Source organism: Bacteroidota bacterium, assembly GCA_030706565.1.
GTDB lineage: Bacteria > Bacteroidota > Bacteroidia > Bacteroidales > JAUZOH01 > JAUZOH01.
In genome coordinates this window covers 1-24,028 of sequence record JAUZOH010000015.1, presented here as the reverse complement: position 1 = coordinate 24,028, position 24,028 = coordinate 1, and the positions used below count along the sequence as shown (strand labels likewise).

Sequence of the window (24,028 nt, the reverse complement as noted above, 5' to 3'; positions counted from 1 at the left end):
GCACAACAGGAATTGCTGGAAGCGTCCAGGATGAAGCAGGTACAACCGGAGATTTATGAGGCTTCCAAAGAAAAATTACAACAATGGAAGCTTACCCAGTCACAGATTTCTGCTATTGAAAAATACGGGAAGGTGCAGACTGATGTCCGGATTGTAGCGAACACCAGCGGCATAGTTATCGCAAAACGGGTAAACAATGGAGATTACATCTCTCCGGGTGGCGTTTTATTTGATGTGGCAGACCTTTCCCGCTTGTGGGCGATGTTTGATGCTTATGAAAGCGACTTGCCATTTTTAAAAACAGGAGATAAAATAGATTTTACCGTCCAGGCGCTTCCTGGTTTTAATTTTACCGGCAAAATTTTTTTTATTGATCCCGTAATTGACCCGGCAACACGGGTGGCTAAAGTCAGGGTGGAAGTCAGCAACAGCTCCTGGAAATTAAAGCCTGAAATGTTTGTAACCGGCAATGTAAAAGCCAGTCTTAATAAGTACAGGAATGGTCTTGTAATACCCCGAACAGCTGTATTGTGGACGGGTAAGCGTTCTATTGTATACGTAAAACAGGCGGGTTCAAAAGAACCTGTGTTCAGGTTACGCGAAATAGAACTGGGGCCTATGCTCGGGAACAGCTATGTTGTAACAAAAGGATTAAAGGATGGAGAGGAAATCGTAACACAGGGAGCTTTCAATGTAGATGCTGCCGCACAACTTGCCGGAAAACCCAGCATGATGAATCCGGAGGGTAACAGCAGTTCGAAAAATTAATATGTTCAAATTGATAATTCCCTGATTTTCTAAAAATATCTGTTATAAAATTTGTATTAGTTATTGGCAAATGGTTTCTTAGGGGAAGAAAGAATTTAAAATCTGTTTTAATAGAAAATATCGAGAATATTGGCGTTACTGGTTTGTTAGTGTGTAATTTGAAAAAGATACGAATTAAACTATGAATAAAATCATAAAATACTTGACAGTATGGCTTCTTTTATTAACAAACAATCAAATTAAAGCCTTTGATAAACCAATAAGTGACAAAGATTCTTTAAAGGCATATACCTATCATGAAAATTTACCTGAAAAATATAAAGCGTTAGGTTGCAATATTTTTTTTGGCTATGGATATTGGATGGCAATGCTTCGAATTATATTACTAATCCTGTTTTCCGGGAATTAATGTTGATATTCTTAGACAAAAAATGGTGATACAAATCGATGATTATATTGGCTTTGGGAAAGTAAAAAAGACAATGGATTTTCCAAATAATTTAGAATGGTCAAAGAATAAGAGGGCTCTACATTTTACTTTGGGAGGTAATTGGGGATATACATTGATAAATTCTAATGTATTTAAATTTGTCCCATTAGCAGGTATTGGCGCGGATTTGTTATCATCCACATTCTTAGGGTCGTCAGATAATTCAGCGAACGAACCTTTTCTTCCTTACTATAAGATTGGTTGTTACATTGATATTAAATCACTAAAGCTTTTTTAAAACAATTATTCTTTCAATTATGATGATAATTATACCAGTGTTAGATTAAGCGCTGGCTTAAATTCTCTGATTGGAAAGCCTAAATATGGAGATTATTATGCTGGAAGAATGATTTATTTTACAATTGGAATAGGTGGATTATGCAAACAATAATCACCACCCAATAAATAAGGCTTCGAATAGTTTACATAGTCCAATCTGTGGTGTGGAAATCGTACGACAGGCGGGACATTGTCGCTCTGGCACCAATTATCCTATCTGCTAAATCAGCAGATCAAACAGTTGGAAGCAGAATTTATTAAAGAAGGTGGCTTAAGGGAAAGGATGACCATGGCAAGAATAGAAGAGCGGAAGAAGAAGACATAAATTCCACTTATGGGGAATAATATATTAAGACCTGCATTACTCTTTATCCGGGCCAATGGTACCTTCTTCCATGACCACAATAGAACGAACCACTGAAATTGACATACAGCAAAGCTGCAAATACCCATGAAATGTATTTCTTTTCAGCCAGTACCATGGCCGTGTCGGTAAATCCGCAAGCCGAGTCGTCGGTGGCAATATTGTTTTATTTATTGGCTAGGACTATAGTTTTTTTTTACAGGAACTGCCAGTTTCGTTACCCAAAAACTGTTAATGCAAAAAGGACACCTTTCACATTGTACCTCATCAGCGCCACAATCTGCTTTACGTATTGGGAAGAGAAATACTGGCAAGCTTAGTCTGACAGAAGCCCGGCCGCAGGTTCGGCAATGACCACTCCCGAGCAGTCGATGCGTTTCAGTTCAATACAGTAATTTTTTATAAACGCAGTGCATTTTTCGAGCAAACAAGCGATTGCTTCAGGTTCCATGTAAGAAGCGACCATTATTTCTGACATATCGAACAACCTTCCTGCTGGTGAAAACGGACCAATAACCCTAGCCAATATTGGTTTGTTAGTGGTGTTTTCAACCGTTTCTTTATTGGATATAATGTATTCCGGAACCTTATCCATAGCAGGAACTAATGCATTTTCAAGTATTTGCTGTGGGCTTACTCCAGTTTCGAGAGCTTTTACTGTTAATTCCAGAGCGCCATTCATTCCACGGAGTTGCTGCTTCGCTTGCCTACCACGATCCGCACACGAAGGGAATGTATTAGAAATTCTTTAAAATAGTTCCGCGCGATAAATTAAATGGGCTAACCGTTATTTAGATGAAGTTCAACAGCCTTTACCATTTGTTTGCCTTGAAGCAAACCGATAGTTCTTTGCTAGGAGTGCTTCTGAAATGTTATCCTGCCCGATGCGCTTTACTTTACTGACAGGGAATAAAGTTGTTGAACATACCATTGCATCAACTTCACAGATACTGAATCCTAAAATCAAGCAATTCGAATCTCACTTGCTCGAAGCAGCGAGAGTTTTATCTTGAATTTTAGGTAAGATTGTTATGTCAGGCTATTCGCTTAAAACATTAACTGATGCTTTGGCCAAAGAATCTGAATTAGGGAAAGTGACCGTTTTTGCAATTGCTGGTCACTATACTGCCTCAGCTGTTGCTGCATTACCTGCTGAAGATAAGAATTTTGCCTATTTGTGTTCAGGCACAAGGTCGTAAATGGGTATTGAAGTGAAGGATGGCCCTCATCAAAGAAGAAATTTTTGATCTGAACTTTATCAACGAAGGCGGAGTTGAACGAATCCCAATTATCCACCTTGCAACCGGTATTTGGCTGGCGAATATGAAGTAATCTTTTTAAAAATCCTTGAGAAATATGATGCACTTTTAAAGCCGGTTTGTTCGATAATTTCATTTAGATTCAGATCTGTTGTAAGTAACAGGAATTGAGTACGTTCAATTCTTTTTCTGATAATGTAGTCACATGGAGGCATTCCTGTGATCGACTTAAATACTTTAGAAAAATGGTCTTTTGAAAAACAGGCCATGTTGGCAAGTTCTTCAACCTTAATATCTTGTTCCAGGTTGTTTTGTATGTAGAGTAAGATTGGTTGAATATTGTATTTTAGCATACTGTTCATAGTATGGTTTTCTCCTGGTTTAATAAACCTGGAAAAGATTTGCTCCAAAACACCTAGAGTTTCCAAATGCTGGCCAACAGATTGATAAGTCACTTTTTTACTAAGCCAAAGTTTTGTTTGATAAACATTTGGATTGGGATGCGGCAGTTGTAATCCGGGATTGATTTGTTGAATTCGCTTAAAAAGCAGATAATCAAGTTCAGAAGCCTGGGTTTTGTTAGTAAAGGAATACATATTAAAAGGAGATAATCCGTTGGGATGATCTATACTCAAATGAATATAATAGTGGGACAATCCGGCTCCAAAATGATAGGTGCATGAGGTAAAGCTTGGAATCAAATATAGATTTCCGGCTTCAAGAATAGTTTTATGATCGCCAATAATCAGGCAACCGTGTCCTTCAGTTATCAGGTACATACGCGTAAACGGACTAATGATATCAGAGTAGTCAAAATCCCTGGTAAAACTCAAAAAAGCAATATTTCTGAGTTGGAAAATTAGAGATTCGTTAATGAGTTCATTGTACATAAATTTTTCTGGTTTTAGATAAGACTAATACTACAAGTTTAAAGTGTTTTATTGAGTAATACAAATACGATTTTACCTGGGGAGTTTAAAACGTTTCCGAAAAAGATTTAATTAACGGAAACGTTTCCGAAATTTCAATAAAAGCTCAAGTGTTCAAGGGTATATTTATTGAATTTAAAAATAGCCTGAGGAATAAGCCATGTATTTATTTAGATATGAATCATTTCAAATTAATTTGAAATTTTGAATTGCAAAATCAAATGAATGTCAATTCGCTTAATTGTGCAATTATTTGCCTAAAATGTTCAACTTTTTTAAATGGTTTAAATCTAAGTTTGTAAATAAATTTCAATAATATTTTATGATAATGAAAATCTAACTAAACACCAAAGAATTAAAAATACAACTTATGACTGCAAGTATCTTGTTCGGAATGTTAATTATTGCTATCGGAGCATTTTCCTCGGGCAGTTTCAGTATCCCGTTTGATAAAGTAACTCAATGGAAATGGGAAAATTCGTGGCTGACCTTTAGTTTTTTTGCCTATTTTATTGTACCCTTGATTATTTGCCTGGTTGTTGTTCCCAATTTCACTGAGATATACAAGACAATTCCTTCGGGTAACTTGTTGCTGATTTTTATTTTTGGCGCTATTTATGGATTAGCAAACTTGACATTTGGATTATCGTTGCGATACTTAGGTGTAGCCTTGGGTTTTTGTGTTTCTTTGGGTTTGATGATGGTGATTGGAACCCTTTTGCCACCAATGATCGATGGACGTATAGGCAAAATGTTTGAAGGAAACGGCGGCATTTTACTCATTTCCGGACTTATTGTTTCTTGCCTCGGAATAAGTATAACAGCCTATGCTGGTATTTTAAAAAGTCGTAAACTGGAAATCTTGAAAAGAGAAAAAGCCAATACGGATTTTGATTTTCGCAAAGGACTTTTCGCTGCCTTGTTCGTCGGTGTTACTGGTTCATCGATGTCGCTTGGATTTGAACAAGGCAAAATGATTGCCGAAGAATCCATTAAAGCAGGAGCCCCTGAATTATTTGCCAAATGCCCTGTGTTTTTGCTCTTTTTTGCAGGGTCGTTTCTTTCCACCTTGATTTGGTGTATCTATCTAGGCATTAAAAATAAATCGTTGGGTAATTATTACAAGGGCAAAACGAGCACACTGATTACCAATTACACCATGTGCGCTTTTGCCAGCTTTTTGTGGTTTATCAATTATATTTTCTATGGAATGGGAACCAGCAAAATGGGCGAATTTACATTTATAGCCTGGGGAATCCTGATGTCGCTGACCATAGTTTTCGCTAACATTTGGGGATTTTTCCGCGGCGAATGGAAAGGGATTGAATCTAAAATCAAAGGATTGGTTTGGCTGGGATTGGCGGTACTGGTTACAGCATCGTTTTTGATTGGCATTAGCGGATAAAAATGTTCAAAGTTCCAGGTTTAAACAAGTAGCACAAGTTGAAACTGTAAGCTGTAAACTTTCAACCTTAAATTTTAAACAAAAGATATGACAACCTCAAGAGAACGAATTTTAGCTGCGATCAGTCATAAGGAACCGGATCGTGTTCCGATTGATTTAAGTGCAACCCCAAGTTCCGGTATTTCAGCTATTGCCTACAGTAATTTGCTGAAGTATTTAAACCGACCAGATTTGCCGGTTTTGATTTATGATGTGGTTCAGCAACTGGCCCAACCCGATATGTCTGTTCTGGATCAGTTCGGAGTTGATGTGCTGGATATTGGTCGCATGTTTAACGATCAGCCTTCCGACTGGAGCCCGGTAACTATGGCCAATGGAGGCGCGGCTTTTTATCCGAAAAGTTTTAAGCCAACACAAATGCCCGATGGCTCTTATCAAACCTATGATAACGATGGAAAACGGATGCTTTCCAGAATGCCGGTTGGCGCAACATTCTTTGATCAGACCTATTTCCCGTATGTTGACAGATATCCCGATTCCTACGAAAATCTGGATGAAGAAATGGGCCGAATCATGTGGGCGCGCAATGTGCATAGTCCGTGGGATCATGCCGGAGAATCAGATTTTTGGCAGAAACTGCGTGAAAACACATTGAAACTTCGTGCCAGTACAGATAAAGCATTGCTGGTGGTATGCGGATGCAACCTTTTTGAATGGGGCACTTTTTTGCGCCGGATGGATAATTTTCTGATGGATTTGATGTGCGATCCGTATAACGTTGAAAAACTGCTCGATCAACTGTTGATCCGTCATTTGGCGACCCTTGAAAAAGTATGCAATGCCGTTGGCGACATTGTTGACATCATCCGTTTTGGGGATGATTTGGGAATGAATTCAGGGCCATTCATGGATGTTGAAATCTACCGCAAACTTTTCAAGCCCCGCCATAAAATGTTGTGCGATTACGTGAAATCTCATAGTAAAATGCACACGTTTATTCACTCTTGTGGCTCCATTTCGTTGCTCATGCCCGACATGATTGAGGCTGGCATCGAAATCTTCAACCCGGTTCAGACCAATGCCTGGAAGATGACTCCTGATTTTCTGAAGAAAGAATTTGGGAAAGATTGTACATTTTGGGGAGGGGGCATCGAAACGGTTGGAACGCTGAACACCGGAACATCGCAGAAGATACGCGATCAGGTTTTTGAACGACTCGAAATCTTCTCAAAAGGAGGTGGGTTTGTGTTCAATCCAGTACACAATATTTTACCCGACGTGCCACCGCAGAACATAGTGGACATGTTCGAGGCAGTTAGAGATTTTAATAATGCTAAGTAGTCAACATAAACCTACCCAATCTAATATGAAAACAATCAAATTATTCTTCACATTGTTATTTGTTTCTATTTTGATGATTGATGCTCAGTCGCAATCGCTTGAAAAACTGAGGAAAGATTTTCTGAAACTGAAATTCGGGATGTTCATTCATTTCAACATGGGCACTTTCCACGAAAAAGAATGGGTAGAACCGGGACAGGATCCAATGTCCTTCAATCCGGCAAAACTCGACTGCAACCAGTGGGCCGATGCTGCCAAAAGTGCTCACATGAAATATGCGGTGCTGACGGTCAAACACCACGATGGCTTTTGCTTGTGGGATAGCAAAACCACCACTTACGATGTGGCCTCCAGCGCTGTAGCTAATCGTGACATTGTTAAGGAGTTTTGCGACGCGTTCAGAAGCCGGGGTATCGAACCGCATTTTTACTTTTCGATTTGGGATCGACAACTGGGTATCGAGAAGGATATTACTCCCGAAGAAATTGAAATTATCAAGGCTCAATTAAAAGAATTACTTACGCATTACGGCAAAATCGGTTCAATTACCTTCGATGGCTGGGGAAATTGCGGTACTGTTTGGAAACAGGCGCAACATGATGAAATATATGCTTTTATTAAATCGTTGCAACCGCAAATATTAATTACCGACCATTACCAGCTTCGTCGTGGACTCCCGCTTGATTCAGTATATAAAAATGTCGATTTCTTCCATTTCGAAGAACCCTGGAACGACGAATGGACGCCTCCGGGGAATAAATATGCCGCCCAGCAAGGCCCATGCATTCAAAGTCAATGGTTCTGGAAAAAGAAATTTCCGCAGGAAAAACTCATGTCGGTTGATAATATTGTCAATCGCCATTTGGCTATCCTGAAAAAGAGAAAATGCAATTTTTTGCTGAACTGCGCTCCAAATCCCTATGGTTTAATGGACGAAAATGTAGTGAAACGTCTTGCCGAAGTCGGTCAGTCTTACAAACCTTAAACTAAAAATTGATGAAGTCGAAAATTTTATTTGTTAGTTTATTTATCATCCTTCTTTATTTAAAAGGAATTGGCCAGGAATATAAAACTACTGGGGCTGAAATGAAGTGGTGGCAGGAATCGCGTTTCGGGATGTTTATCCATTGGGGACCGGTTACCCGTTTTGGTGGCGAAATAAGCTGGTCGCGAGAAGGTTATGGGAAGGCCAAATACGATTCACTGTATAAGGGATTCAATCCTATAAAATTTAATCCTGCAGAATGGGTGGCTTTGGCTCAAAAAGCGGGTATGAAATACATGGTTTTCACGGCAAAACATCACGATGGTTTTTGTGAATGGAATACCATGACTACCAGCTACAACATCATGAATACTCCATTCGGGCGCGATGTTTGCAAGGAATTGGCCGACGCAGCTCATAAAGCAGGTATGCCTATTTGCTGGTATTTCTCGCCTGCTGACTGGAAAGATCTGGATTGTCGTAACCCGAAAACCAACGATGTTTTTGCAAAACGTGTTTTGAAGCAAGTTCGTGAATTATTGACCAATTATGGAAAAATCAGCCTGTTGTGGATCGATTACGAAGGTTCTCCAAGCCCTGTAAAACCAAAGGAAATCTATGAACTGGCCAAGAAATTGCAACCTGGAATCATCGTGAACAATCGGCTGGACGTTTTTCATTCCGACGAATCACACGCTTTTATCGGACCTTACGGCGATTATGCCACTCCTGAAGGTTTTGTGGCCGGATACGGTGCAGTCCCCTGGGAAACCTGCACCAATCTGGGGCATCAGTGGGCCTGGCGCCCAAAGGATACACCTCGACCGATCAGTGAAGCCGCAACAACGTTGATGCGCTGTGCTGGTGGAAATGGCAATCTTTTGCTGAATGTTGGCCCAGACAGTTTAGGCCAGATTCCGGAAGATTTTCAGGAAAGGTTAATCGAATTGGGTAATTGGCTGAAACTTCACGGTCAATCGGTATACAATACCAAAGGTGGCCCATACACGCCCACCGGTGATTACCTGTGCACTTTCAACGGAAATAACATGTATCTGAATATTCTGCAGATGAAAAGCGATACATTGACTTTGCCAGCTTTCCCGCTCAAAATCGTGAAAGCCAGTCTTATCAATGGTAAAAAGGTGCATTTCATTCAGGAAAAGAAGTATTTGAAGTTGGTCATCCCACCTTCTGATCGGGAGAAAATATCGACTTTAATCACCTTTACAATAAAAGAACCACTGGACCAAATGGCGCTGATACATCCTTTTTCTACTTCTGGATCGTTGGCATACAATTGCAAGGCAAGCGCCTCAAGTTCCGTTGGACAGTTTCTGCACGATCCGTCTGCTGCTTTTGACGATAATCCAAAAACGTATTGGAAACCCGGACGCAGAACTGATGTTGATTTTGATTCCCAATTTGGCAAACTACTCAATTACCGGAGCGAAGAAGTGAAAGCTTTCTTTGAGAAACAAGGTTGGTTGGAAGCCGATTTGGGCAAACCACAAACCGTAAAAAGCATTGCGGTAAGCGAACTCGTTTTTCTGAATTCTGAAATTAAAAGTTTTGAAATCCAATACGAAAAAGATGGTCATTGGATAACCATTGCTTCTGAAACAAAAATGGGCGACTGGAAACAGAACATCAAGCCAGTCACTGCCCAAAAATTCAGAGTCGTCATTCTTGAAAGAAATGGTTTCTCCGGGATAAAGGAATTTCAATTGTTTGCAAATAGTTTAAACTGATCGAAAATCATCTAAAGAGGATAAAAATGAAAAATAATCTCGTTCTATTTATAATTATCATCATTGTGTCGCATAGTCTTTCATGGAATACATATTCCCAGACCGACGGGAGCAAAAAAACAATAGGAAACGAAAAGAAGATTGAAGAGTGGAAAGATGCCCGTTTGGGGATGTTTATCCACTGGGGCCCTGTTACTTTGAGGGGAACAGAGATAGGTTGGTCGCGAGGGAACGAAGTGCCGGTTGAAGAGTACGATAATCTTTATAAACAATTCAATCCTGTTAATTTTAATGCCGATGATTGGGTAAGCGTAGCAAAAGCAGCCGGCATGAAATACATTGTTTTGACGGCTAAGCACCACGATGGGTTTTGTCTTTGGAATACCCGTCAAACCGATTACAACATCATGAATTCGCCTTTTAAACGCGATGTGGTGAAGGAGTTAGCTGAGGCCTGCAAAAAACAGGGAATTGAATTTGGAACCTACTATTCCACTACCGACTGGCATCATCCCGATTTCCCGTTAACAGGTCCCGGTGGCAGCATGGCCCGTGAAAAAAGCGATCTGGAAGCATATACTACCTACCTGAAAAAACAGGTGGCTGAACTTTTGATTAATTATGGCCCGTTGTATGTGTTGTGGTTCGATGTTCCACAGAAATTTGATGCCACACGAGGACAAGGAGTAATTGAATTTGCACATCAAATTCAGCCTGATATCATTATAAATGACCGAACTGGAGCCAAAGGCGATTTCGGTTGTCCTGAGCAGCGCATTGGTGGATTTCAGAACACCCGTCCCTGGGAGACCTGCATGACCATAGCCCGCCAATGGTCATGGAAACCAAACGATGAAGTTAAATCATTAGAACAGTGCCTTCAAACCTTAATACGGTCAGCGGGTGGCGACGGGAATTTGCTGTTTAATGTTGGTCCGAAACCGGACGGAAGTATTGAACCTGAACAAATTGCCCGGTTGAAAGAAATGGGGCAATGGCTTCAGAAATATGGTTACAGCATTTACGGTACACGAGGTGGCCCGTTCAAACCTACTGATTGGGGCGTCAGTACCCGAAAAGGAAATATGATTTATTTGCATATCCTGAAATGGAATGGTAATTCACCTAAAATTGTACTTCCTGATTTAGGTATGGAAATTAAAGGTTGCCATCTGGCTTCCGGAGGTAATTTGAAATTGACCAAACAAGGCCAAAATTACGTAATTGAGTTTGCCAGTGAGGCGTTGCAACCCATAAATACTATTGTCGAAATTGAGGTGGCTGGCAAAGCGATGGATATAAAGCCTATAGAAATTGTTGCTCAATCGCTTTCATACAATAAAAAAGTATTGGCCTCAAGCAATCCTAATCCGCATTGGACTGGAATTAATTCAATTAACAATGGTGATTGGGCCGGACAAGCATGGTCTCCGGCAAAAGAAGACAAAGAGCCCTGGGCTGAAATTGATTTAGGTAAACCTGAAAAAATTAACAAGGCAATCATTTATGAAAGCGGGAAGGCAGTGAAAGCATTTGAATTGCAGGCGCTTTCAGACCAAAAGTGGAAAACCATCTCCAAGGGCACTACCATTGGCAGCAAGTTGGAGCTAAAACTCCCCAAAATGACAACACAAAAGGTCCGCCTGGTCTTAAAACAATTTTCACAGGTGCCTAGTATATATGAAATTGTGCTGCTTTAGTGATTTTAACCTAACAATCAATGACAACTTAATGACTTAAATGACTAAAATCTCATTCATATGAAACGATTTGGACAAATTATTGGGGTTGACCCACAAAGTTTTGAACGGTACAAGGAATATCATTCGGCTGTTTGGCCTGAAGTATTGACAATGATAACTGCCTGCAAAATAACGAACTATTCCATTTTTTACAAAGACGGATTGTTATTTGCCTATATGGAATATATCGGCAACGATTTCTCAGCCGATATGGCCAAAATGGCTGCCGATCCAAAGACTAAGGAATGGTGGGACATTATGATGCCCATGCAAAGACCTGTTGAAAACCGCGCAGAAGAAGAGTGGTGGGCCAATATGGAGGAGGTTTTCCACCTGGATTAGATAAAAGAGACTGGTCCGGATTTTTTCAGGCCGGTCTCTATTTCAATTTCATCGACGATTCCCTGACATTTAATCGCCCATTTAGTATTACCGTTTGCGGAACAAAAATTCCTTTTGATTCAATTTGCTCGAGTAAAAGTTTAGCCGCAGTCCTTCCAATTTCCAGGGTGGGTTGTGCCACGCTGGTTAACGGAGGTTCTATTAGCTCCGCCAGTTTCGATTCGGTAAACCCGACCAGAGCCACATCTTCGGGAATTTTGTAGCCGTGCTTTTTCAACATTTGCATGGCGCCAATGGCAGTTGGATCATTCACTGCAAATATTGCTTCCGGAATATTGTTTTCATTAATTAGTTTTTCCATCACCCGCTCACCATCCCAAATCATAAGTCCGGTTTCGATGATGTTATTTTCGGTAAAAGGTAATTTGTGCTTTCTATGGGCATCAATAAAACCATTTTTGCGGTTTTGCGATAACATTAACTCTTCGGGTCCGGCAAAGTGAAAGATCTTTTTAAAACCCTGATAGATTAAATGTTCGGTCGCAAAAAAGGCCCATTTATAATCGTCAATCAGTACTTTGGAAGTGTCCAGTTCGTTTGATACCCGGTTGAAAAAGACCAGAGGAAATCCCCGTTTGATCAGTTCTTTATAGTAATCTACATTTTTCGTTTCAAGCGAAAGAGAGATAATCATTCCGTCAACCATATTGTTTTCGAGGGTTTTCACATTCTCAAGTTCTGTAACATGTGATTCGCCCGATTGCTGGATCAGTACCTGATAACCTTTTTTTATAAAAACTTCCTGAATTCCTATGATCACTTCAGGAAAGAATGAGTTAATAAATTCGGGTACAACCACACCAATCTGATTTGAACACTGTTTGAGTAAACTTTTAGCTATTGGGTTGGGGGAGTATCCCATTTCTTTGGCTGCAGTCAGAATCATTTCCTGGGTGTCTTTCCGGATATCGTATTTGTCGTTAAACGCTCTTGAAACTGTTGATACCGAACAGTTCAGCCGTTTGGCTACATCTTTTATTGTAACATGTTTCATGATTAGCAGTTTTAAGAAGGTTAGGTTAATAGACAAAATTAAAAAATGAAATTAATTTCGGAACACTATTGTTCAATAAAACTGAAAAAAACGTCACCTTATGATATTAAAAAGTTGATATTCAGGTTTGTGAAATTTCACAAAAACATGATTTTAAAAATAAGCCCCCATAAGATAATGTCAATTGTTCAATGTCTATAAGTTTTTTTTGCCAGTCTACATCCGGATGTTCCTGAAATCTTATCAGATGGAAATAATTGAAAAATAGATTTTATAAAAGCATACTAAATTTGAGAAAGCCCATTTTCGTTTAAGTTGCTTTTGGATAAACGTCATCACTAAATTGGCAATACGAGCACAGTATATTTGAATTTTAATCGCATACTCATTGTCTTTAGCAAATGAACAAAACGCATACTGATCAAATGATCCTTCGTGGTAAAAAGCTTATTATAACGAACTGAACCATTTATCCAGGCAGATTATGAGATGATTTGATTATTAATAAGTTGGATCAGCTGTCCAAAAACAGATTGTCCAAAGATATGTGTAGTTATGTCCATGTAAATTTGTTTTAAGCGAACCAAATTTACAAAAGGAGAGAGAAAGTTTTTAGTTTCTTTTCTCCTTTTTTTTCCCCTAGAAAATATTGAATTCGGAAACGTTTCCGGAAATTTAAAACGTTTCCGGAAACGTTTCCGCACAATTAATAGTTTGATATAGTTCTCTATTTGTTAATTCTCAATTACAATTGTTAAAAATCAAAACTAAACTGAAAAATGGAATGTATAAATCTTCCTTTTCCCCATTTTTTAATACATCTCTGTTTTTGTCAATTTATAATTGATTTATGCTAATATACCTAACTAATCTTTAAAATTATGAAACAATTCTTCTTATTGCTGTTTCTAATTCTATCACTTACTAATCTTTATGCACAGGAAAGGATCTTTTCCGGTACCGTTATCGATGAAAATAACGATCCTCTTCCAGGTACAACTATTATGGTAAAGGGTGCTAGTATTGGAACGATTACCGATGGAAATGGTAATTTTAAAATCCTGATTCCATCTGGGAGTAAAATGATTTCTGTTTCGTGTATTGGATATCAAACTCAGGATATCAATATAGCGGATAAGACAACGGTGAATATTCATCTGGTTCAAAATGCGATTGGGTTGAAGGAAGTTGTAGCTGTGGGCTATGGAATTCAGAAGAAAGCAACTGTTACCGGAGCCATTTCTACCGTGAAAGGTTCCGATCTGGTGAAATCGCCTCTCCCAAACCTTTCGAGCGCAGTGGTTGGCCGTGTTCCCGGATTATTATCGATTCAGCGGACTGGTCAGCCTGGTAATGATGAAACAACGCTTCGTATTCGTGGTATTGGTACTCTCGACAATGGAAATGCAAGTCCTTTGGTTTTAGTTGATGGGGTAGAACGTCCGTTTTCGCAGATTGAACCGAACGATATTGAGTCTATATCTGTACTTAAAGATGCCTCCTCAACTGCAGTGTATGGAATCAGGGGCGCTAACGGTGTAATTCTTATTACTACAATAAGAGGGAAAGAAGGACCAGCCAAAGTGAGCTACAACGGAAACTTCGCATTACAGGTTCCGACCCGTTTACCAAAATTTCTTGATGGCTATGATTTTTCCAGGCTTCAGGTTGAGGCTCAGTTAAACGATAACCCGACAGCGACTCCAATGTTTACTCCTGAAGAACTGGTGAAGTTTCAGGATGGAAGCGATCGGTTATTTTATCCAAGCACAGACTGGTTTAATTTGATGATGAAAAAATATGCACCTCAAAATCAGCATAACGTAAATATTTCAGGAGGTACTTCGATAGCAAAATACTACATCTCGCTGAGTTATCTGAATCAAGGGGGATTATGGAAGGAGTTTAATTCGGATTACAGCAACAATGATCATTTTGATCGCTATAATTTTCGTTCAAATATTGACCTTAATGTTTCAAAAACAACCAAAGCCTCCATTTCGGTAGCTGGTTATTCTTCCATTCGTAGTACTGCCAATGGAAATATTTTTTCAAGTATTTTATCGGCTGCAACCAATGGTACTCCGGGAGTTTGGGAAGGGAAAGTGGTGACGCTCGCCCGGGCCAATGGTCGTAATGCCGTAGTGGCAACGCGGGGTGGATTTAACAAATATGTGGTCAATTCCATGAATCTAAACTTTGGCTTGAATCAAAATTTCGATTTTATTACCAAAGGATTGTCGGCCAGGGTTAAAGCATCGTATGATAGCGATTATGGGCAAAACCGGAGTTTTTCCAAAACTTCGTCAATTTATGCTGCCGAACGCATCGATATCAATGGCGATGGGGTCCTAGATCCGATCTTAAGAAAAGCAGCCGAAGATGGTGTTTTAAGTGATCCGTCGGAAAGCTTTACCCGGGCCAAAAAAATATATATGGAAGCTGGTCTGGAGTATAACCGTAGTTTCAACGACCATCAGATTGGCGCTTTGTTACTTTACAGCCAGAAAAAGCAATGGTATCATAGTTTATCATATCCCGGTATTCCTTTGGGTTACCAGGATTTAGTTACAAGGTTTACCTACAATTACAAACAAAAATATATGTTCGAATTCAACATGGGGCGCAACGGTTCCGAAAACTTTCCGGTAAAAAACCGCTTTGGCTGGTTCCCTGCTATTTCAGCAGGTTGGGTTGCTACCAGTGAACCTTTTGTAAAGGCCCTTATTGGAGAGAACATCCTGTCATATATGAAATTACGTGTTTCGTATGGGACTGTTGGTAATGATAAAATGGGAACTTCACGCTTTATGTATTATCCGGGTGAATACCTGAGTGGAGGCGGTGCCTACTTTGGCGAAGATGCAGTTAGCAAGACCGGATACTACGAAGGGAAAATGGGAAATCCGGATGTGACCTGGGAAAAATCTTACAAGCAAAATTATGCCACTGAACTTCGGTTTTTCAAAGACAAATTGTCATTTAATGCTGATGTGTTTTTTGAAGACCGTTCAAACATCCTTACTGCCCGGAATACAACACCAAGTCATGTGGCCGCTGTTCTTCAGGATGCCTACAATATCGGAAAAGTCAAGAACAAGGGATATGAATTGGAATTGGGCTGGAACGACAAGATTGGCAATGTAAGTTATTGGTTAAATGGCAATTATTCGTTTGCTCGGAATAAAATCATATTTAAGGATGAAGCTCTTAATGTAGCTTACCCTTATTTGAACCGCACCGGTCGCAGAGTGGGTGAAATTTTTGGATACAAGTTCCTTGGTTTCTTTAACAACCAAAAGGAAATTGATGAATGGCCCCAGCAATTTGCAAAGAATCAGCGCCCGGGTGATGTCAAATATGCCGACATCAATGGTGATGGAATTGTTGATGAAAATGACCAGACTGCTATTGCCAACCCTACTTTCCCTGAAATCAACTATGGTTTTTCAGGAGGATTCTCCTGGAAGGGTTTTGATTTCAGCGTTTTATTTCAAGGTACTGGAAACTTCAGTATGTCGGTCGGGAATGAGATGTTGCTTCCCTTTAGCGCCTATGGTTCAGCCATGGATTACATCAAAGACCGTTGGTATGCCGGGAGTCCAGATAATAATGCAAACGCTAAAATTCCCCGCTTGACCTTGAATTATGCCGATATGAGCAACTATTTCAACTCATCCTTATGGATAAAAGATGCGTCATATTTAAGGTTAAGAAATCTTGAATTCGGATATAAATTCCAGAATGCGGCTATTAAGCGAGTTGGCATTAGCTCCTTGCGACTTTTCCTGAGTGGCCAGAATCTGTTTACCTGGGATAAACTTAAATTCCTGGATCCTGAAGGTGAGGCATCACAGTCGATGAAATATCCTCAGCTAAAGGTATTTAATATTGGTGGTAGCATTCAGTTTTAAAATTTAATCATTACGGACATGAAAAAAAATATAGTTTTAATAACTGTAATTGTGATGGCTCTTTTGTTAGGAGGCTTCACATCATGCAGCGACTTTCTGGAGATGCCTCCACAGACATCATTCAATATAGATTCGGTTTTTTCGAAATACCAGAATGCTGAAAAGTTGGTTTTCGATCTTTACCAATACGAAGGCAAAGCGCTGGCCACGGCACACAATGGCAAACTTAATAACTCTTCGGTTGCTGATATTACCGATGAAGCGATCTGTTTTACCGCACAAAATGGTTATACAGCAAACCGGGTATATGCCGGAAGTGTGACTTCGTCATGGTTCACAGTTAATGGCCAAAGTGGTGAAGATATCTATGACAACCATTGGAAAACCATTCGTAAAGCGTTCATCCTGAATGCAAATATTGATCGTGTTCCTGATGCCACCACAGAGGTTAAGGAACGAATTAAAGGTGAATGTCTTACAATGATAGCCTTGGAGTATTTTGAAATGTTTATCCGTTACGGAGGCGTACCTATTGTAAGGAAATCTTTAAACGAAGGCAGCGAATATGCGATTGTTCGTTCTCCATTGGATTCAGTATATAACTACATCATTAAACTATGCGATCAGGCCATTGCCAATCCCTATTTCCCTGCAAAGGTTCCTGACGAAAAGGAGTTTGGACGTTTAACCAAAGCCTTTGCATATGGATTAAAGGCAAAAACCATGCTTTATGCTGCCAGTCCGCTTTTTAACAGCGATCGTCCATACATGGACTTTGGCGCAAATAACAAACTGATTTGCTTCATGGGGTATGATAAAAATAGGTGGCAGCAAGCTGCAGATGCAGCAAAGGAAGCAATAAAATACTGTGAATCAAATGGATATGGCCTTGTTACCAGCTTTGGAATCAATAAAAATTATAAAGTTGCCTGCGAAGACCGTCCGAAGTTTGGCAATACGGAAGTGATATTTGGCACTTACCAGGGCATCAATATTGATAAGCTTTACTGGACAGGACGCGGCACCAATGTGGGTGGATATTCGCCAACCGAACCAACACAGAATCAGGTTGAAAAATATCAGAACACCGACGGATCCAATGTTGATTGGAGCAAAACGATCACAACTCCACCGAACGATCCAACTTACCCCTATAAGAATCTTGATCCCCGTTTTCAACAGTCAATTGCATACAACGGATGTTTATGGATTACCACACCCCCGACATATAATCTTGAAATTTATGATGGTGTTGATGCCAGTGTGACTAACGGACGCAATGGCCCGACTATGGCAAAAACCCAGTTTGCCTATTTCCCACGTAAATTCCTGAATGGATATGAACTTCCAAGTGCTCCCTGGACACCGTTAAGCATCTACATGCGACTGGCTGAATTGTATCTTATTGAGGCAGAAGCATTGAACGAAGTTAACGGCCCAACGGAAGAAGCTTTTCTTCTTTTGGATGCCATCAGGAATCGTTCAGGTATGCCTAATGTGCCTCGATCACTTAATCAGGCAGAACTGCGCAAATTTATTGAAAATGAACGAAGTGTGGAGTTATTCCTTGAAAACCACCGTTACTTTGATGTAAAACGTCTGAAAATTGGAGAAGTATTTATGGGTCCAATTTATGATGTGCGGGTGATCAAACAAAAGAATGGTTCTTATACCTACACCAAATACAAATACCAAGACAGGGCTTGGTTCAATCATTGGTATCTGGAGCCATTCCCTTATAGCGAGGTGAACAAAGGTTACGGGCTGATTCAAAATCCTGGATGGTAATAACTAATAAAACTTAAGGAGATAACGAAAATGAAATTCATAACAACATATTTTATCAGCATGCTTTTTGTGATGGCACTTGTACTCGTTGGGGCGCCTTCATTAGCGCAGGATAATCCATCTAAAATCGCGAATTCGAAAAGTGATACCCTGATTAACATCTCATCTGACTTTCAGCAGGTCCTATATGGCAAAATGCCTAAAAGGAGTGTTAGTTCTTCGATTAGTTCAATCAGCGGAAAAGACATTGAAAAGAATACCGTTTTTTCATTGGGCAACACTTTATATGGGAAAATACCCGGACTGATTCTTGACCAAGCTGGTGGTGAGCCGGGTTACGATACTCCCGGATTTAATGTCAGGGGTATTGGAACATTTGGATACTCAAAGGCTCCAATTATATTGGTTGACGGATTTGAACGTGACTTAAATTCAGTTTCTGTTTATGATGTTGAAAGTATTTCAGTACTGAAAGATGCTTCGGCCACTGCACTTTATGGTATCAGAGCTGCTAATGGTATAATTATGGTTACTACAAAAAGAGGCATTGTAGGCCAAAAGAATCTGACCGTGGATGTAACTCAGGGATTTCAGTCGCCCATTCGTCTTCCTAAATTTGTAAATTCGGCACAATATGTCAAAATGTACAATCAGGCATGTGCAAACGACGGACTACCTGCGCAATACAGTGCCGATCAGATTGCCGGTTATGAAAACGGCAACCGACTTTATTATCCTGATGTAGATTGGATGAAGGAAGCAATTCGCGAATTTTCCCCTTCCACTTCGGTAAACGTAAGTTCGAGGGGAGGAAATAAGGGAGCTCAGTATTACGTGTCGCTTGGATATATTAGTAACACTGGAATTTATAAGAATACTGAAATAAACGATGGCTATAGCACCAACTCGAATCTTGACCGTATCAACTTCCGGTCGAATATTGATGTGAACTTGGTTCGTGACCTTACTTTGAAATTGAATCTTGGAGGGCAGATCAATGATGTGAACTCGCCCCGTATGGCAACAAGCGACATCTGGAGTCGTTTGTACGATTACCCGACTTACTTATTTCCGGTATATGTAAAAGACAATCTATATGGCGGAACATCCACATTTCCCGATAATCCTATGGGTTACATCAACAGCAGGGGGTACCGCACCACTCACAACCGCTTTTTTCAGTCCGATCTGGATTTAAAGTATGATTTAGGTCGTTACCTGAAAGGTTTAACAATTGGTGCCCGTTTGGGTTTCGACAATCAATACAATGTGAGCGATGCATGGTCTAAAACATTTGCCGTGTTTCAGGTAACCAAAGATTCTGTTACCGGTAATCCGGATTACAGTGCACCTATCGGAGCAAATACCAATTTAGCATACACTTCTCCTTATGGCGATTCACAGAGCCGTAGAACAACACTGGAAGTTTATTCCGAATACAACCATCAGATCAGTGAAAAACAAGCGCTGAATTTATTAGTGATGTATAATCAAAGCAGATTGGTTTTGGGGAAAGAAAATCCCTATAATAATCAAGACATTAACGGACGCTTACAGTATAGTTATGATAATCGTTTCTTTGCTGATTTATCTGCATCATACAGTGGTTCAGAGGCTTTTGCCAAAGGCAAACGCTTCGGGTTGTTCCCGGCTATTTCGGCTGCCTGGATTCTTTCTGAAGAAGGATTTTTGAAGAATAATTCTGTTTTGAATTACCTGAAGATGAGGGCTTCTGCTGGTGTTGTTGGAACCAGTAAGGTTGAAACCCGGTTTGGATTCCGGCAATTGTACGTAGGTTCCGGAACCTATTATTTCGGTAGTAGCAATGCGGGAGTTAGCGGAATTACTGAAAGTACCATTTCGAATCCTGATTTGACATTCGAAAAATCATACCAGTATGAAGTCGGTTTTGATGGTCGTTTATTAAACGAGTTAGATTTTACGGTTTCGGTCTTTTTACAGAATCGCAAAGATATCCTGACTTCGCAGTCAACCACTGTTCCTGCATTATTTGGAGGAACATTGCCCAGCATTAACAAAGGCAAAGTCAGAAATCAAGGTATTGAAGCTTCGTTGCTTTGGAATAAACAGTTTAAAAATGCGGGTTTCTTTACCAGGCTGAATATGAGCTACATAAAAGATAAGGTTGTTTCTATGGAAGAGGAGGTTGTTCCGCCCGGAAGTGAATACTACTACCGGACAGGTCATCCGGTTTATTATTCGTATGGTTTGCAGGCAATCGGTTTCTTCGAATCAGCCGACGATATCGCAAAGAGTCCCGTTCAGCAGTTTGGCCCAGTACAACCTGGTGATATTAAATACAAAGACCGCAACAACGATGGTGTCATTAACGACTACGATAACGGCCCGATTTGCAATGGATCTGTTCCGACTCTGGAATTTGGGTTCGAGCTTGGATTCAATTACAAAGGTTTTGACGTTCAGGCCATGCTTCAGGCTCAGGTCGATCGCTACATTAACCTGGCCAGCTATCCAGACCTGTTCTTTCCGTTGCGCTCTACCCAAAAGATTTCAACTTTTGTGACTGAACCCTGGACGGCTGAGAACAAAGACCATGCTCAATATCCGCGCTTGTCAACCATGGACAATGCCAACAACTACCGAAATTCATCATTCTGGTATCGGAATGGCGATTTTCTAAAGCTGAGGTCACTCGAATTGGGATACAATCTTCCGGAAAAAATGTTTGGTAAAATTAAACCCAGCATGGCCCGGATCTTCCTGAGAGGAATGAACTTATTGATACTTGACCATTTTAAATATTCTGATCCGGAAAATGTCAGCGGTTATCCGGCTATGAAATCTTACAATATCGGATTGAAAGTACAATTCTAACATTGAAAACTAAGTAATATGAAAAATCTATATAAATTACTGATAGGCGCATCCATTATTGTACTGATAAGTGCATGTAATTTTCTTGAGCCGGAAGCGCTGTCGCTAACAACAGAGGAAGATGTGTTTTCCAATTATAGCAACCTGACCAAGTTGCGCAATGACATGTTTAATTATCTTCCGGGCGGTTATAACACCATAGGAAATTCCTGGCGGGCTTGCGCCACTGACGAGGCAGAAGAGGTTGGAGAAACTGAAAATATCCAGAATTTCAACAGTGGCAACTGGAACATGTATTCCAATCCGGATAATGTTTGGGCAACTAATTACAAGGGAATCCGGAAAACTTTTGATTTCATGCAGGGATCGGATACCATTACTTTTTCGGAATATAAAAATACCGACCCGGTATCCTATTCAGCTCGTGTTATAAAGCTGAAGATGTGGAGGGCTGAAGCTAAATTTCTGAGGGCATTTTTCTATTTCGAATTGCTCAAAAGGTATGGAGGTGTGCCAATTGTTGACCGCAAGTTCGATATTGTTAATGATTATGCTTACTTACGTTCAATTAAACGCAATTCGTTTGCCGAGAATGTTGAAAATATTGTCGCTCTTTGCGATTCGGCAGCTAAATATTTACCTGTAAAACAGAGTGATGTGGCCAATACCGACTGGGGTATACCTACCAAAGGTGCTGCTCTGGCACTAAAAGCGCGTACTCTGCTTTATGCTGCAAGCGACTTATACAATCAGGCCGGTAACACCAATCCTCTGATTGGCTATACAGATAACAAAAGAACTGAACGTTGGATACGTGCCGCTTCGGCCAATAAGGCAGTTCTGGACATGATGCCCCTTGTTCCATATAGCTTTCAGTCGACCTACCCGGCACTTTTCCTTCTGAAAACACTTCGCAGTAACGAGGTTATTTTCGAACGCCGTTATCCGGCCAGCAATACTTTCGAAACCCTAAATTATCCGATCGGATATCAATCGGGTAAAACCGGAACATGTCCATCGCAAAATCTTATTGATGCATACGAAATGAAGACGGGTGAACCTTTCGACTGGAACAATCCGGTTCATGCCGCTAATCCATACAACAACCGCGATCCGCGCCTGCAGATGACTATCATTGTGAACAACTCGATTTGGAAAGCAACCAATGTGCAGTTGTGGGAAGGTGGTGCAAACGGTAAGCCCATTTATCATGCTTCAAAAACCGGTTATTACTTGAAAAAATATGTAGATGAATCGTTGAATCTGACCATTGGGCAAACCAGTGCTAAACAATGGATTTTCTTCCGTCTTTCAGAAATTTACCTGAATTATTCTGAAGCAATGAACGAAGTTTTTGGCCCTGGCGTGGTTGACACTTTTAAGATTTCAGCATTACAGGCCGTGAATTCAGTTCGTACGAGGGCAGGAGTTGGCATGCCGGCTATTCCATCAACCATAACAAAAGAAGATTTGAGAGCTAAAATTCGCAACGAACGACGAATTGAACTTGCTTTTGAGGATCAGCGATTTTGGGATGTCCGTCGCTGGATGATTGGCGAAAGTACTCTTGGTGCAACCATTCGGGGGGTAAATATTACAAAAAAGACAGATGGAACTTTCACTTATGTTCCTTTCGATTTGGAGAAACGTATTTTTACACCCAATATGTATTTTTATCCTATTCCACAATCTGAAATAATAAAAGGTGGCGGAAATATAGAGCAAAATCCGGGTTGGAATTAATCAATGTAATTTTAAAATTATCAGAATGAAAAAGCTCATTATATTTGGAAGTATCATGTTTTTTCTCGCCTCAATGTTCATATCGTGTGAACCAGCGATCGAAGAAAACATAGGCAACTCATATATTCTCATGTCGAGAAGTAACATGACAGTAACTTTCACAGACACATTAACTGTTTATGGAACTGACACTTTATACAATAACCTGAAAGATACTACTTTCCTAAGTGTCGGAGTTTACCAGAGCGGTTTATCGGCGACTTATCCGGAAGTAGATTTAAAGGTAATGATTGATTCAGTATACCTTTATTCGCTTATTCAGCAGGCAAACGACCCGAATGTACCGGATGTACAAAAGTCGAGTTTGGTATTGGCCTATAAAAATGCCAAGATTTTGCCGGCAAGCTGTTATCAATTTACTCCTGATGTAAAAATTGAAGCGGGTAAACTGGTTGGCAATGTTAATCTTGTGGTTAGCAAAAGCAAGTTTGCTAAACTAAAATTGGCGAACATGTTTTTACCCATTGCTATTGATACAACTTCTGTTAAGGGCGTCAATAAGGACAAAGCTATTTCAGTTGTTCAATTTAAAAATGCTTTTGTGATCAAAAAGTTGTAATTTCTGATTAGTATATCGCTAAATCCAGAAAAGTTTTCTCGAGTCGGATTTCTAAATGAAATCCGACCCATTTTTTAATTAATTGAATTTGTCAGCTTTTAGAAACAAATAAATTTATATGGCATTGTATCTCTCTTTGTTTGTTCCATTTGTTTTTGTCAAACTTTGTTATAGAACTTATGGGGCTAATTTTAAACGTTTCTATTCCTGTAATCGGAAATGTTTCCGAAGAATAAAAACGTTTCCGAAAACGTTTCTGAAATTAATCTAAGTGTGATTTTATACATCTTTAACTTACATTATTAAAATTATATCATCAAATTCTAAAACTTAACTTGATAATTATCTAAATGACTGGAATAGACTATATAGTTATTGTTTTTTTTTCGCTCCTAATTG

19 protein-coding genes are annotated in these 24,028 nt (G+C 39.9%); 15 read left to right on the top strand and 4 right to left on the bottom strand.

Annotated features, from left to right (window positions below; genetic code table 11):
* The 3 genes from Q8907_02045 to Q8907_02035 all read left to right on the top strand — a co-directional run.
* The coding region (locus tag Q8907_02045; protein MDP4273039.1) for an efflux RND transporter periplasmic adaptor subunit at positions 1 to 768 on the top strand (768 nt) is incomplete at its 5' end.
* A 181-nt stretch (positions 769 to 949) separates the two neighbouring features.
* Positions 950 to 1,177: a hypothetical protein gene (locus Q8907_02040; protein ID MDP4273038.1), complete on the top strand. Its 228-nt coding sequence runs from the start codon at positions 950 to 952 to the stop codon at positions 1,175 to 1,177.
* 550 nt (positions 1,178 to 1,727) lie between these two features.
* A complete protein-coding gene (locus tag Q8907_02035; protein MDP4273037.1) occupies positions 1,728 to 1,862 on the top strand; it encodes a four helix bundle suffix domain-containing protein in 135 nt (44 codons plus the stop codon).
* A gap of 36 nt (positions 1,863 to 1,898) precedes the next feature.
* On the opposite strand, the gene Q8907_02030 is transcribed toward Q8907_02035, so the two are convergent.
* Both Q8907_02030 and Q8907_02025 read right to left on the bottom strand, forming a co-directional pair.
* Positions 1,899 to 2,060, bottom strand: a complete 162-nt coding sequence (locus Q8907_02030) for a hypothetical protein (GenBank protein ID MDP4273036.1) — start codon at positions 2,058 to 2,060, stop codon at positions 1,899 to 1,901.
* 157 nt (positions 2,061 to 2,217) lie between these two features.
* Entirely contained in the window at positions 2,218 to 2,583 is a 366-nt protein-coding gene (locus Q8907_02025) for a uroporphyrinogen decarboxylase family protein (GenBank protein MDP4273035.1), read from the bottom strand.
* A 349-nt stretch (positions 2,584 to 2,932) separates the two neighbouring features.
* On the opposite strand from Q8907_02025, the gene Q8907_02020 reads away from it, so the two are divergent.
* Positions 2,933 to 3,100 carry a hypothetical protein gene (locus Q8907_02020; GenBank protein ID MDP4273034.1) on the top strand — a complete coding sequence of 56 codons (168 nt, stop codon included), beginning with the start codon at positions 2,933 to 2,935 and terminating at the stop codon, positions 3,098 to 3,100.
* Positions 3,101 to 3,189: 89 nt separating this feature from the next.
* Here the strand turns inward: Q8907_02020 and Q8907_02015 are convergent, their stop codons facing one another.
* The gene (locus Q8907_02015; GenBank protein ID MDP4273033.1) at positions 3,190 to 4,050 is read right to left on the bottom strand and encodes an AraC family transcriptional regulator; all 861 of its coding nucleotides are present in this window, start codon (positions 4,048 to 4,050) and stop codon (positions 3,190 to 3,192) included.
* 409 nt (positions 4,051 to 4,459) lie between these two features.
* On the opposite strand from Q8907_02015, the gene Q8907_02010 reads away from it, so the two are divergent.
* The 6 genes from Q8907_02010 to Q8907_01985 all read left to right on the top strand — a co-directional run bounded on the left by Q8907_02010 (position 4,460) and on the right by Q8907_01985 (position 11,655).
* Entirely contained in the window at positions 4,460 to 5,494 is a 1,035-nt protein-coding gene (locus Q8907_02010; protein ID MDP4273032.1) for an L-rhamnose/proton symporter RhaT, read from the top strand.
* Between the two features lie 87 nt (positions 5,495 to 5,581).
* The gene (locus tag Q8907_02005; GenBank protein ID MDP4273031.1) at positions 5,582 to 6,835 is read left to right on the top strand and encodes a uroporphyrinogen decarboxylase family protein; all 1,254 of its coding nucleotides are present in this window, start codon (positions 5,582 to 5,584) and stop codon (positions 6,833 to 6,835) included.
* 25 nt (positions 6,836 to 6,860) lie between these two features.
* Positions 6,861 to 7,820 (top strand): alpha-L-fucosidase, encoded by a 960-nt coding sequence (locus Q8907_02000; GenBank protein MDP4273030.1) that lies wholly within the window; start codon positions 6,861 to 6,863, stop codon positions 7,818 to 7,820.
* An 11-nt stretch (positions 7,821 to 7,831) separates the two neighbouring features.
* Positions 7,832 to 9,571 carry an alpha-L-fucosidase gene (locus Q8907_01995; GenBank protein MDP4273029.1) on the top strand — a complete coding sequence of 580 codons (1,740 nt, stop codon included), beginning with the start codon at positions 7,832 to 7,834 and terminating at the stop codon, positions 9,569 to 9,571.
* A 26-nt stretch (positions 9,572 to 9,597) separates the two neighbouring features.
* A complete protein-coding gene (locus Q8907_01990) occupies positions 9,598 to 11,271 on the top strand; it encodes an alpha-L-fucosidase (protein ID MDP4273028.1) in 1,674 nt (557 codons plus the stop codon).
* A gap of 60 nt (positions 11,272 to 11,331) precedes the next feature.
* The gene (locus tag Q8907_01985; protein ID MDP4273027.1) at positions 11,332 to 11,655 is read left to right on the top strand and encodes an L-rhamnose mutarotase; all 324 of its coding nucleotides are present in this window, start codon (positions 11,332 to 11,334) and stop codon (positions 11,653 to 11,655) included.
* A gap of 37 nt (positions 11,656 to 11,692) precedes the next feature.
* Here the strand turns inward: Q8907_01985 and Q8907_01980 are convergent, their stop codons facing one another.
* Positions 11,693 to 12,709 (bottom strand): LacI family DNA-binding transcriptional regulator, encoded by a 1,017-nt coding sequence (locus tag Q8907_01980; GenBank protein ID MDP4273026.1) that lies wholly within the window; start codon positions 12,707 to 12,709, stop codon positions 11,693 to 11,695.
* 881 nt (positions 12,710 to 13,590) lie between these two features.
* Here Q8907_01980 and Q8907_01975 point away from each other — a divergent pair.
* The 5 genes from Q8907_01975 to Q8907_01955 are packed head-to-tail and all read left to right on the top strand — an operon-like array spanning position 13,591 to position 23,629.
* The gene (locus Q8907_01975) at positions 13,591 to 16,623 is read left to right on the top strand and encodes a TonB-dependent receptor (protein MDP4273025.1); all 3,033 of its coding nucleotides are present in this window, start codon (positions 13,591 to 13,593) and stop codon (positions 16,621 to 16,623) included.
* A gap of 18 nt (positions 16,624 to 16,641) precedes the next feature.
* Positions 16,642 to 18,411: a RagB/SusD family nutrient uptake outer membrane protein gene (locus Q8907_01970; GenBank protein MDP4273024.1), complete on the top strand. Its 1,770-nt coding sequence runs from the start codon at positions 16,642 to 16,644 to the stop codon at positions 18,409 to 18,411.
* A gap of 30 nt (positions 18,412 to 18,441) precedes the next feature.
* Positions 18,442 to 21,267, top strand: coding sequence for a SusC/RagA family TonB-linked outer membrane protein (locus tag Q8907_01965; GenBank protein ID MDP4273023.1), 2,826 nt, complete (start codon positions 18,442 to 18,444; stop codon positions 21,265 to 21,267).
* 18 nt (positions 21,268 to 21,285) lie between these two features.
* Positions 21,286 to 23,010 (top strand): RagB/SusD family nutrient uptake outer membrane protein, encoded by a 1,725-nt coding sequence (locus Q8907_01960; protein MDP4273022.1) that lies wholly within the window; start codon positions 21,286 to 21,288, stop codon positions 23,008 to 23,010.
* Between the two features lie 25 nt (positions 23,011 to 23,035).
* Positions 23,036 to 23,629: a hypothetical protein gene (locus Q8907_01955; GenBank protein MDP4273021.1), complete on the top strand. Its 594-nt coding sequence runs from the start codon at positions 23,036 to 23,038 to the stop codon at positions 23,627 to 23,629.
* Positions 23,630 to 24,028 lie beyond the last annotated feature (399 nt).